This window comes from Mesorhizobium sp. C120A (assembly GCF_030323105.1).
GTDB lineage: Bacteria > Pseudomonadota > Alphaproteobacteria > Rhizobiales > Rhizobiaceae > Mesorhizobium.
On record NZ_CP100476.1, the window covers coordinates 3,405,642 to 3,417,389 of the forward strand.

Annotated in this window: 13 protein-coding genes; 5 read left to right on the forward strand and 8 right to left on the reverse strand. The window is 62.3% G+C overall.

Going from position 1 to position 11,748, the window contains the following annotated elements:
- Position 1: 1 nt before the first annotated feature.
- Positions 2–883 carry a DMT family transporter gene (locus NL532_RS16330; protein ID WP_023681579.1) on the reverse strand — a complete coding sequence of 294 codons (882 nt, stop codon included), beginning with the start codon at positions 881–883 and terminating at the stop codon, positions 2–4.
- A 183-nt stretch (positions 884–1,066) separates the two neighbouring features.
- Between NL532_RS16330 and NL532_RS16335 the strand changes: the two genes are divergently transcribed.
- Positions 1,067–1,573: a hypothetical protein gene (locus NL532_RS16335; RefSeq protein ID WP_023828669.1), complete on the forward strand. Its 507-nt coding sequence runs from the start codon at positions 1,067–1,069 to the stop codon at positions 1,571–1,573.
- A gap of 6 nt (positions 1,574–1,579) precedes the next feature.
- On the opposite strand, the gene NL532_RS16340 is transcribed toward NL532_RS16335, so the two are convergent.
- On the reverse strand, positions 1,580–2,908 hold the full coding sequence (locus NL532_RS16340) for a DNA polymerase IV (RefSeq protein ID WP_023734461.1): 1,329 nt from the start codon (positions 2,906–2,908) through the stop codon (positions 1,580–1,582).
- 67 nt (positions 2,909–2,975) lie between these two features.
- On the opposite strand from NL532_RS16340, the gene NL532_RS16345 reads away from it, so the two are divergent.
- The gene (locus tag NL532_RS16345; protein WP_023822976.1) at positions 2,976–3,551 is read left to right on the forward strand and encodes a GNAT family N-acetyltransferase; all 576 of its coding nucleotides are present in this window, start codon (positions 2,976–2,978) and stop codon (positions 3,549–3,551) included.
- A 100-nt stretch (positions 3,552–3,651) separates the two neighbouring features.
- Complete coding sequence (locus NL532_RS16350) at positions 3,652–5,139, forward strand: hypothetical protein (RefSeq protein WP_023822975.1); 1,488 nt, start codon at positions 3,652–3,654, stop codon at positions 5,137–5,139.
- 24 nt (positions 5,140–5,163) lie between these two features.
- Here the strand turns inward: NL532_RS16350 and NL532_RS16355 are convergent, their stop codons facing one another.
- On the reverse strand, positions 5,164–5,817 hold the full coding sequence (locus tag NL532_RS16355; RefSeq protein ID WP_023822974.1) for a hypothetical protein: 654 nt from the start codon (positions 5,815–5,817) through the stop codon (positions 5,164–5,166).
- On the reverse strand, positions 5,814–6,113 hold the full coding sequence (locus tag NL532_RS16360) for a DUF3572 domain-containing protein (protein ID WP_023822973.1): 300 nt from the start codon (positions 6,111–6,113) through the stop codon (positions 5,814–5,816). Before NL532_RS16360 ends, NL532_RS16355 begins: the two co-directional genes overlap by 4 nt.
- A 239-nt stretch (positions 6,114–6,352) precedes the next feature.
- On the opposite strand from NL532_RS16360, the gene NL532_RS16365 reads away from it, so the two are divergent.
- Positions 6,353–6,724 carry a response regulator gene (locus tag NL532_RS16365; protein ID WP_023667574.1) on the forward strand — a complete coding sequence of 124 codons (372 nt, stop codon included), beginning with the start codon at positions 6,353–6,355 and terminating at the stop codon, positions 6,722–6,724.
- A gap of 24 nt (positions 6,725–6,748) precedes the next feature.
- Positions 6,749–8,122 (forward strand): PleD family two-component system response regulator, encoded by a 1,374-nt coding sequence (locus NL532_RS16370; protein ID WP_023828668.1) that lies wholly within the window; start codon positions 6,749–6,751, stop codon positions 8,120–8,122.
- A 409-nt stretch (positions 8,123–8,531) separates the two neighbouring features.
- On the opposite strand, the gene rpmG is transcribed toward NL532_RS16370, so the two are convergent.
- The 4 genes from rpmG to NL532_RS16390 form a co-directional block, all read right to left on the reverse strand.
- The gene (rpmG, locus tag NL532_RS16375) at positions 8,532–8,699 is read right to left on the reverse strand and encodes a 50S ribosomal protein L33 (protein WP_006201775.1); all 168 of its coding nucleotides are present in this window, start codon (positions 8,697–8,699) and stop codon (positions 8,532–8,534) included.
- Between the two features lie 420 nt (positions 8,700–9,119).
- The gene (locus tag NL532_RS16380; RefSeq protein ID WP_023753314.1) at positions 9,120–9,575 is read right to left on the reverse strand and encodes a YqfO family protein; all 456 of its coding nucleotides are present in this window, start codon (positions 9,573–9,575) and stop codon (positions 9,120–9,122) included.
- Between the two features lie 117 nt (positions 9,576–9,692).
- Entirely contained in the window at positions 9,693–10,868 is a 1,176-nt protein-coding gene (locus tag NL532_RS16385; protein ID WP_023828667.1) for an MFS transporter, read from the reverse strand.
- A gap of 79 nt (positions 10,869–10,947) precedes the next feature.
- Complete coding sequence (locus NL532_RS16390) at positions 10,948–11,688, reverse strand: NUDIX hydrolase (RefSeq protein ID WP_023828666.1); 741 nt, start codon at positions 11,686–11,688, stop codon at positions 10,948–10,950.
- Between the last annotated feature and the right edge of the window lie 60 nt (positions 11,689–11,748).

An 11,748-nucleotide genomic window follows, 5' to 3' on the forward strand; every position in this document is an offset into this window, starting at 1 on the left:
GCTACGAGGCCGCGACCTCGGCCGGCTTTGGCGCCTTGCGCTGCAGGTTGAGCAGGTTGCCCATCAGGATCAGCAGGGCGCCGCCGGCTGTAAAGATGTCGATCTGTTCGCTGTAGAGCAGCCAGCCGATCAGCGCCGACAGTGGCACGCGCAGGAAATCCATCGGTGAAATCACCGTAGCGTCGGCATAGGTGAGGGCACGCGCCATGCAGAAATGCGACGACATGCCGGTGAAGGCAATCAGCAGGATCCATGGCCAGAGTTCGAGCGGTGGGTTGCGCCATTCATAAAGCGCCGGGATCAGGCCGACCACTGACTGGATGATCAGCATCCAGAAGATGATGCGCACGACGCTGTCCGTGCGGGTCAGCGACTTGACCAACACCACCGATACGCCAAAGCACACGGCCGCGCCGAGAACGACGAGGTGACCCGGATCCATGGAGCCGACGCCGGGGCGAACGATGACCACCACGCCGATCAGGCCAAGCACGACCGCCGCAATTTTCGGGCGGGAGAGCCTTTCGCCAAGAAACGCCACCGCCAGGATCGCGGTCCAGATCGGCGTGGTGAATTCGACCGATATGAGGACCGCAAGCGGGATCAGCGTCAGCGCATAGAGCCATGCGGCCTGGCCCGTATAGTGGATGACATTGCGAGCGATATGGGCCAACGGGCGCTGCGTGCGCATTGCAGCGAATCCGCCGCTCATCATCACCAGCGGCAACAGGATGAAGAAGCCGATCACCGAGCGCAGTTCCAGCACCTGGAAGACGTTGAGCTCGGCGGTGGTTGCGCGGCCGGCGACTGACATCGCCAGAAACGAGGCGATCGACAGCGCCATCCAGAACGCGGCTTTGGGGATCGATGGGGAAGGTGCCATAGGCGCTATGTCGCAAGCCGGGACTTCTATCGCAACCGTTAGGCGACGCATTCGACTGGGCCAGACCCGTTGCAAAACAGCCATGCTGGAAGTGGAACCTGACGCAACGGCAGGCGTTGGTTCCCGGTATTGGCCAATTGCTGGACGCATCGTTTCTTCAACATCAACGGGGGAGAGATTCCGATGAAATCATTCGCGCGGTTTCTGCTAGCCGGCTGCCTGCTAACTGCAAGCGCCACGGCCGATGCCGACGAGGCGAATTTTCTCAGCTCCTTGCAAGGGAATTTCTCCGGCAAGGGGACAGTCAAGGTCACCACCGACGCACCGACGGTGAATGTGTCCTGCACCTTCAATTCCGACGCGACCTCGAGTTCATTGTCGCTTGACGGCAATTGCCGTGGTCTTGTCGTGGTGACGCGCGCCATCAGCGCCAATCTGAAGGCCCGCGGGGCGAAGTATACTGGCGTCTATGTCGGGTCGCGCACCGGGCCGGCACAGCTCGCCGGCAGCCGTTCCGGGAACGCGATCAGTCTCGGCATTCGCTGGGCGGCGGAGGTCAATGGCGATCGCAAGGCGCGGTTGACGGTCGAGAAAACCAGCGGCGACGGAATGCGGTTGACCGTTACCGACGTCGATCCGAAAACCTGCAACAACGTGGTGACGAGCCGCATCGATCTCAAGCGTATCTAAGCCGTCTCACTCCTCGATCGGCTCCGGCGGGTTGGCGTTGCGGCCTTTACCGAAGGTGTAGCCGGTTTCCACCGCCTTCTTGCCGAACTTGTCGCGCAGCGTATCGATGGCGCTTTCGGCCATGGCGCGCTTGCGCGAGCCGACGTCGACGAGATCGGGCGGATCGGCTTTCTCGTCATCCGAGAGATCGCTGACACCGATGCCGAGCAGCCGGTACTTTGTCCCGTCCGCCTCCTTGCGCAACAGCTCGAGACCGGTCTGGAAAATACGGTCGGCCAATCTGGTCGGATCGCCGAGTTGGCGGTTGCGGGTACGCAGCTTGAAATCCTGCGTCTTCAGCTTCAGCACCACGGTGCGCCCGGCAATGCCTGACTTCTTCAGCCGCGCCGAGACCTTTTCCGACAATCCCCTCAGCACTGGAACCAGTTCGCCCATTTCAGCTATGTCGGTGTCGAAAGTGGTTTCGGCCGACACACTTTTCGCATCCTGGTCGGGATCGACACGGCGGTCGTCCTGGCCGCGCGAGAGATGGTAGAGCCGGGTGCCCATCACGCCATAGCGGCGCATAAGATCGGCGCGCTCCATGCGCTGCAACTGGGCGATGCTGCGGATGCCGTCGCGTTCGAGCGTTGCGGCAAAAGCCTTGCCTACGCCCCAGATCAGCGTCACTGGCTGTTCGGCCAGGAAACCCAGCGCCTCGGCTTCGCCGATCACCGAAAAGCCGCGCGGCTTGCGGAAATCGGAGGCAACCTTGGCCAGGAACTTGCAGTAGGAAAGGCCGGCCGAAACGGTGATGCCGATTTCCTTTTCGACGGTCTGCGCAAAGCGCGCCAGCACCACCGCCGGCGGCATGCCGTGCAGGCGCTCGGTGCCGGCAAGGTCGAGAAACGCCTCATCGATGGAGAGCGGCTCGACCAGCGGCGTGAGCGCCTGCATCAAGGCGCGGACATCGCGGCCGACGCGGACGTATTTCTCCATATTGGGCGGGATGACGACCGCTTCCGGACAGGCTTCGAGCGCCTTGAACATCGGCATTGCCGAGCGCACTCCCTTGATGCGGGCGATGTAGCAGGCGGTGGAGACGACGCCGCGCTTGCCGCCGCCGATGATCAGCGGCTTGTCCTTCAGCGCCGGATTGTCGCGCTTTTCGATCGCCGCATAGAAGGCGTCGCAATCGATATGCGCCAGATGCAGCTGGTAGAGCTCGGGATGGCGGGTGAGTCGAGGGCTGCCGCAACGCTCACAGCGCCTGGTATCGCTGCGCTGAAAGGTCAGGCAGTCGCGGCAAAAACCGTGCTCGGGATTGTTGACAGGGGCCGCCATCGCTGCGAACATAAAGAGAACAGATGCAATGGTACGCCAGGACGGAAGCCGCCACAAGCGGTTAGCCGGGAGAGAACTCATGAGCACCACCATAGCGCCGCTGGCGCCTGACCTGTGGGCGGATTTCGAGGATCTTTTTGGCAAGCAGGGCGCCTGTTACGGCTGCTGGTGCACGCATTTCCGGATGGCGCCGGCGGTCCGACGGGCCAGCGACAAGCAGCGCAACAAGGATCATATCAAGGCGCGTATCGAGGCCGGACCGCCGCCGGGGCTTTTGGCTTTCGAGGACGGCATAGCGGTCGGCTGGATGCAGATCGGCCCGCGCGCCGACGTGCCCGAATGGAACAATCGGGGCAGGGGCTCGGCGCCGGTCGATCCAACCGACGCCGTAGATCCCGGCGTCTGGGCCATCTCCTGCTTCTTCATCCGCGCCAGCGCGCGCGGCCGGGGCGTCAGCCACCGCCTGGTCGAGGGCGGCATCGCTTTTGCCCGCCAGAACAAGGCGCGGCTGGTCGAGGCGTGTCCGATCGACGTGTCGCGCGATTCGCGTTCGATCGGACTGTTCGTCGGCTCGTCGCGTGTGTTTGAAAAGGCCGGCTTCGAGCGGCTTGTCGAACGCAAGGCCGGACGGCCGCTGATGCGGCTGGTGTTGTAGTCTAATTACCCGTCGGCGTTTGTTGATGTCCTGTGGAAGCTGTAGGTTGGTTTCATAGCAGACGAACGAAGCGTTCCTTTTTGGTCAAATGGAGAATTTTGTGAACCGTGTCTTGCCGCTTGCTTTCCTTCTCGCCCTCAGCGCTCCTGCCTTTGGCCAGGCTGTCGATGCCCAAGGTGCCAAGCAACTTTCCGATGAGCTCTCTCGCTATGTCGGCAAACAGGCGCTCAATGAAGGCATTTTGAAGATCTCAGCCGAGGAGGGTGCCTACAAGATCACCTTCGATGTGATGGCGCTTGTGGCGAAGATGCCGAAGCAGGATCTGAAGCGGTTCGATTTCCCGCCCGTCACGCTGCGGGTCAAACCGCGCAGCGACGGAGGCTGGGATGTCGCCTCGGATTTCTCTACGACTGGGTCCATCGAGGTAAATGGCCCAAATGGCCTGAACACCGGGCAAATCGTTGTCAAGGATGGCAAGTTCACGGGCGTCTATGACCCGGAACTGGCGGCATTTACCAGCGGCACCAGTTCGATTGCGGGCATGACGATGACGTCGCGCCAAGTCAGTCAATTGACCGATTTGAGCGTGGGGCTGGGCTCTTCCAAATTTGACGCCAGGAAGTCGGCCAACGGCGGCGTCGATCTTAATTTCACACAGGCGATGGCGGACTTCGTCGAAACGGTCAAAATCGATGACCGGTCAATCGCAGCGCTCCGGGCACCGGAGCTCGCTGTGAACGTGACCGCTAAGGCCATTCAGACCAAGCCGCTTCTGGATCTTTTGGCGTTCGCCGTCGCCCATGAGGACGAGGCCCGGCTGAAGGCCGATCAAGCAGAGTTCAAAACGCTTCTGCTCGGTGCGCTGCCGCTATGGGAACGGATCGATGGGACCTACGCATTCAAAAACCTTGCCATTGAAACATATGCCGGCAATTTCGGCGCGGCGCAGCTGAACACCGTTGTCGGCATGGACGGCATCACCAAGGACGGCAAGATCAGCTACGCATTCAAGGTTTCCGGCCTGACAATACCGCAGCAGATGCTGCCCAGTTGGACCGTTGCGTTGCTGCCGACGGATCTCGACCTGAATTTCGGCGGCGCCAACATCGATCTCGACAGTATGGCCAGGAAAACCATCGACACCCTCGATTTCAGCAAGGATCCACCGCTGCCGCCAGATTTCGGCGACGAGATTTCCGCCAATTTCCTGGCCAAGATACCAAAATTCGTTCTCGGGCACAGCACGGTGAAGAACGGCGACATCGAGGTCGCGATGGAGGGCGAAATGACGTTCCCCGGCAAGAAGCCGGATGCGAGCGTGACCGTCGACGTAACCGGCTACGACAAGATCGTTGAAACCTTGCAGGCGGCGGCTAAATCTGACCCGGAGGCCTCGCAGGCTTTCACAGGGGCGCTTGCGATTAAGGGATTCGCCAAGACGCTGCCGGACGGCCGTATCGAATGGGTGATCAACGCCAGGCATGATGGGTCGGTGACGGTCAACGGCGCGATGCTGAAGGGGCCTGATCCGGTCGTGGAAGACAACGCCGATCCGGATGCGATCCCTGGGACAGCAACGAAGCCTTGAGCACTGACCTCGGGGGCGGCTAACTCAGAGTCCCAGCGCGCTAGCAATCTTTGGCGCGGCCTCGTGCCAGTCCTCGACGGAGATGATGTCGTCCGGCACCGGCGGCAGGAAGGCGCGCAGCGAATTGTCGGCCATCAGGTGGAAGAGGTGGGCGTCGGCAACCGAGTTGCGTGCCGAGATGAGATTGGCGGGCTGGTCGTCGACAAAGGCTACCGGCCGCCCTTTGCTACCACGCAACTTAGCCACCGCGGGTCCCTTGGCCATCTCCGTGGTCAACAGCGGATAGGGCAGCCCGAGCGCATCGAGATGAGCGCGGCGGGCGGCGCGATGCCGGTGCGGCATGGCGGTCAAAAGGACGATCTCGACGCGGTCGCTGAGGCTGGCAAGCGCTTGTTCGGCACCGTCGGTAACGCTCTGCCAGTCGGCCTGCGTATCGAAGAAATCTCCGAGAAGTGCCGTCACCTCCGGCTGTTCGATCAGCCGGCCGCTCGCCGTTTCGGCAATGTTGCCGGTGAGACGGAAGGAGGCCAGGGTCAGGCCGAAGCCGCGCGATTTCAGGAAATGCGGAAACGGCCGGATGAATTCGAGCACGACATCGTCGACATCGAGGATCAGCAGAGGCCGGTCGTCGGCTGCAAGTTCGGCGATCTGGCGTGCCGTCTCGGGATCGTCGCTCATATCGAATGCTCATGGTCGTCGCCGCCAAGAGGCAGCGCGCGCAACGCCTTGCCGACTGAGGCCGGCGGAGTGTCGGTTTCCTCGGCAAAGCGCAGCAAGGTCGGCTCGTGGGCGAGGATGAACTGCAGCACGCCGGCAAGGAATCCCGGTTGGGCCGCGGCGCGGCGGATGGCGGACGCCTCGATGCCGGTGAGGGCCAGGAAGCGCGGCAGGAGTTCGGGGTCGGCGGCGACGAAGCCCAGTGCCTTCACGGCAATGGTTTCCGCTTCCTCGCGCATTGACGCTGCGTTTGCCATCACTACTTTCTCGTTGCGGAAATGAGTCTCTTTTCCGCAGTAATCGCAAGCGTCGCCTGCGGCAAGCCACAGCCCCGATCCAATGTGGTTTTCGAGGTGGAATCCGAATGGCTTTTGCCGCTTCGAGTTTCCATTTCGTCAATCATATTGCCTTAAGAGTGGGCGAGGGTTTGGTGTGCTTCGACAAGGGCGCATAGCGGCAGGGCTTCGGGCAGAAGCCTGGCCGGGACGGGAAATCGATGCCTAAGAAGGTCATGATCGTCGAGGACAACGAGCTCAATATGAAGCTCTTTCGCGACCTCATCGAAGCCAGCGGTTATGAAACGGTGCGCACGCGCAACGGGCTCGAGGCGCTCGATCTGGCGCGCCAGCACAGGCCCGACCTGATCCTGATGGACATCCAGCTGCCCGAAGTGTCGGGGCTGGAAGTGACGAAATGGCTGAAGGAGGACGACGACCTCCATTCCATTCCGGTCATCGCCGTCACCGCCTTCGCCATGAAGGGCGACGAGGAACGCATTCGCCAGGGCGGTTGCGAGGCCTACATCTCCAAGCCGATCTCGGTGCCGCGTTTCATCGAGACCATCAAATCCTATCTCGGTGATGCCTGATGCCTTCAGCCGGAGCCTTGTGACATGACCGCGCGGATCCTCGTCGTCGACGACATCCCTGCCAATGTCAAACTTCTCGAGGTTCGGCTGCTGGCCGAATATTTCGAGGTGTTGACGGCCTCCAACGGGCCGGACGCGATCGAGATCTGCGAAAACGGCAAGGTCGATGTCGTGCTGCTCGACGTGATGATGCCCGGCATGGACGGGTTCGAGGTCTGCAAGCGGCTGAAAAGCGATCCGGCGACCGCGCATATACCGGTGGTCATGGTGACCGCGCTGGGCCACGTTGCCGACCGGGTGCGCGGCCTCGAGGCAGGCGCCGACGACTTTCTCACCAAGCCGGTCAACGATCTGCAGCTGATGACGCGGGTGAAGAGCCTGGTCAGGCTGAAGTCGCTGACCGACGAGCTGCGGCTGCGCGCATCGACCACCCGCAACATCGGCATCGATGCGCTGTTGAGCCGCAGCTTCGCGTCGGAGGACGCCACGCCGAAGGTGCTATTGATCGACGAGCGCAAATCGTCGGTTGAGCGCATCCAGAAAATGCTGCGCGGCAGCGCCGAGCTCGACATTGCGACCGATCCGCATGCCGGCTTCTTCCAAGCCGCCGAGGCGCCCTATGAGTGCGTGCTGATCTCGACCGGTTTTACCGATTTCGATCCGCTGCGGTTGTGTTCGCAATTGCGTTCGCTCGACCGCACCCGCTTCCTGCCGATCATCCTGATTGCCGACGAAGGCGAGGAGGGCCGCATCATCAGAGGCCTCGAACTCGGCATCAACGACTATCTGATGCGGCCGATCGACCAGCAGGAGCTGACGGCGCGGCTGCGCACGCAGGTGCGCCGCAAGCGCTACAATGACCAGCTGCGCGCCAGCGTCACCCAGACCATAGAGATGGCGGTGACCGACGCATTGACCGGGCTGCACAACCGCCGCTACCTCGACAGCCATTTGCAGACGCTGTTCGACCGCGCCGTGGCGCGGCGGCGGCCTCTGTCTGTGATGATCACCGATCTGGACCGCTTCAAGACCGTCAATGACTCGCATGGCCATGATGGCGGCGACGATGTGCTGCGCGAGTTCGCAAGGCGGCTGCGCAAGAACGTCAGGGGCATCGACCTTGCCTGCCGCTTCGGCGGCGAGGAATTCGTCGTTGTGATGCCGGACACGGACGGCGCGGTGGCGGAGAAGGTTGCCGAGCGCATTCGCGCCGAAATCGCCCAGCTGCCCTTTGCCATCGGCCCTGAAGGCAAGGCGATCGAAGTCACGGTCAGCGTCGGCGTGTCATCGGTTCTGAAGGGCGCGGACACGGTCGCGGCGTTGATGAAACGTGCCGACGTGGCGCTCTACGAAGCCAAAAGTGGCGGCCGCAACCGGGTCGTCGCCAAGGCAGCGTAGGCTAGACCACCGATTATCCAGTCAATCGGATAGGGTTAGGAATTTACCTTAATCCAAGCGATTCGGCAGGCTTGGTTAAGAAACTATTGATTTTCAAACATTGTTGCGCAAATGTGCGGTGCAAGAACAAGGGCGATGCGGGCACGAGGGTAGACAGCCGCATCGCTTCGCCGAATACCCCATGATGCTCAGGTCCGCCGCATCTCCTGGGTCCGTGGGGTCGGCCGGCCGGCGCTGGCACATAGTGGCCTCCTCGTACCGCTGCCATACGCCGACCGGCCCCCTTTTTTGCCAAAAAATGAGATGAGCACTTCGCGCCAAACAGCGGAGGGTTCTGGCTTTTCGGGGCCTTGAATCAAAAACGCCGCCCGAAGGGGCGGCGCTTTTGACAGAGCGTATGAAAACCAGATTACTTGATCTTGGTTTCCTTGAACTCGACATGCTTCTTGGCGACCGGGTCGTATTTGCGGAACGACAGCTTGTCGGTCTTGGTACGGCTGTTCTTGCTGGTCACGTAGAAGAAACCGGTGTCGGCGGTCGACAGAAGCTTGATCTTGATGTTTGCGGCTTTGGCCATTGTATCAGTCCGTTATGTTCGTGGGGTTTTGGCCGCTGGAGCGGGGGAAAACACCCGGACGCGGGAAACTTGGCGCGACACATAAAGAACGTGCCCGGAAAGTCAAGCCCGACGCCTTGCCTCTGTCGTAAGCACATGAGTTGTCCGGATTAGGTAGCACGTGAGTTGTCCGGTTTTATCATCGGCGCGATGGAGGCTGAGGACGAGACGGACAGCATGGCTATGGGCCGGCGAATGCCGGGACGCAGCGAAGCGGCGGGTTGGGCAGGGTGGATTGTCACCCCCGCCCAATTCTTCGCAGGCTCAGGGCGTTCGAATCTCGAAAAACCAAGCAATTGGCTTTTCGTCCGCTACGGACCGCTTCTCACCTCACAACGGGAGAAGGTAAGGCCGGTGCTTCCCCTCAGCGGGGCCGGATTTCTAGGCTTCTTCCTTAACTGGAAGCGCTTTCTTCCAGTCCCCGGTGGTGTTCCACCAGCAATTCGGATTGGCGCGGTCGTCCAGGCCCTTGGAGCGGCTGGCGAGGATTGGCTGGATGCGGATCACCGGCTCCTGGTAGGAATGCGCCTGGAAAATCGCCTCGACGACGCGGGCGGCGAGCGCCTGGTCGTCGGGCAACTCGAACGAGACCTCGACGGTGCCGGGGCGGCGGCGCAGTTCGGTTTCGATGCCGGCGGCTGCACCTTCCAGCGGTCGGTAGCGTTCGATGCCGTGCGCGGTTTGATAGGCGTTGCGGTCGTATTTGCCCATTGCCAGCGGCGCGATCGCGACCACGGCGTCCATGATGCGGTCGACATCGGCTGCCGGGGCCTGGAAGCTGACAAGCAGCAGAAGCGTCATGCGCAGAGATGTGGTTTCAAAGCCGCTGTCGATCATCGCCGTATCCTCAAACTCGGGTTTTTTGGGACACCCTTTTAGCTGAGGTCTCCTGACACGGTTCTGTCAGCAGCGGCGACATCCCGTCAGGATTGCGCAGGCTGGCGGGCGAACAGGCTACCAGATCTTGCGGACCAGCCTGGCGCTGACCAAGGCGATATAGGCGGCAAAGAACAGGCCGAGCGACCAGCCGAAGCCGGAGGGCCCGAAGGCATCCATGCCGATGCCGATCGCCTGCGGGCCAAGCACCATGCCGACGCCGTAGCAGAGCACGAAGGCGGCATTGGCCGAGGCCAGTTCATGGCCGGAGAGCTGCGAGCCCAGATGGGCAAGGCCGATCGTGTACATGGCGGCCACCACGCCGCCCCAGACGAACAGAAGCGCCGCCATCAGGTGCCAATTGCCGGCGAAGAACGGCATGAAGATGGTGCCGGCAAGTCCGACCGTGGCACAGGCCAAAAGCAGATAGCGGCGGTCTGAGACGCGGTCGCTGATCATGCCGATAGGGATCTGCAACAGCACGTTGCCGAGGCCGATCATGGTGAGCAGGAGGGCTGCATCCGCCTCGGAATAGCCGATGCGGTTGCCATAGACGGGGAACAGCGCAAAGCCGCCGGTCTCGACGGCGCCGAACACCAGCACGGCGGCGGTCGCTGTCGGCACCAGCCAGATGTAGCGCAGGAAGTTGCTGGTTTCGCCGTCAACCACGATTGCGGGACTTTCATTCCGTGCGGCCAGCACCGGGATTGCGGCCAGCGCGACCAGGACGATGATGACGCCAAACGGCAAGAAGCCGGTGCTGCCGATATGGGCGAAGATCCATGGCCCGGCGGCGAAGCCGAGCGACAGCACTGTGGCGTAGATGCCGAGCACCAGGCCGCGCCGGCGCGGCGGCGCCGAGGTGCTGATCCAGAATTCCGACAGGATGAACAGCACCGTCAGCGCGATGTGCAGCACGACGCGTAGTGGGAACCACATCCAGAAGTCCGGCGCGAAGTGGAAGCCGACAAAGGCGAGCGCGCCGGCGGCGATCATGGCGATCATCGTCCAGGCGACGCCGAAGCGCATCGCCAGCGGCGTGGCCAGCGGGGCGCCGGCGATCGAGGCAAGGCCGGCGACCGCGGTGTTGAGGCCGATCATCGATGCCGAGTGGCCGCGGCTCTCGAGAATAACGCTGAGCAGCGGCATGCCGAGGCCTATGGCGATGCCGACGACGCTGATCGACGAGATCGCGGCGATCATCGGTAGCCAATGTACGCGCTCGTCGCCCTCTTGCTGGGTATCGACCGTCATGTGATGCCTGAATACTCTGTCTGTTTGATATTGCGTAATTCCGGACGGAAAACCGCGTCACACTTTTCCTGGAATTGCTCTAAAGAATTTCGCGAACGAAGCGGTTGCGGACAAGCCGGTAGAACGGCACGGACCCACCGGGTCGCAGGCGCGGATCGCCGGCAAGCCGCGTCTCCAGCTCCTGCAAGATCGTTCGGGTGATCTCGGGGATATCGGCCTCTCTGGCCTTGGCGAGCGGCAGCCAGACCAGTTCTTCCAGCTCATTGGTCGGGCCGCCACCCGGCAGTTCCACGGCGACATCGCTGCGCCAGGCGCTGAAGAAGCGGGTGTCGAAACGACGCACGCGATTGGGCGGGGTGATGGCGCGGGCAATGAAGCGCAGCGGCGCCAGCGAAGGCTGGACGCCGTGCTCGACAAAGCCCTGCCAGTCGCGTTTGTCGGTTGCGAACGAGCCTTTGCGGCCGATGAGCAGGCCGGCTTCCTCATAAGTCTCGCGGATGGCCGAGAGCGCGATGGCACGGGCCCGCGACGGGCTGATGCGGCCGACGCCGGCGGTCAGCCTGGCTTCTTCCTCCGGAAGCAATGGGGTGGCAACGGCAATGCGGCTGTCGGCCGAATCGGTGCGGCCGCCGGGAAAGACGAACTTGCCGGGCATGAAGGCGTGGCCTGCATGGCGCCGGCCCATCAGCACCAGAATCTCGTCGTCCTCGCGGTCGAGCAGGATCAGGGTGGCGGCATCGCGCGGGCGTATGGGCAGGCCGCTGTGGGCGGCTGCGCCACGGTCCATCCTGCTGACTTCCGCCTTGGTCATACCTTCCATGCGCAGGACCTAGCGGAAACTTCTGGCAAACGAAAGTGGCCTTTCACGGTCGGCATGTTG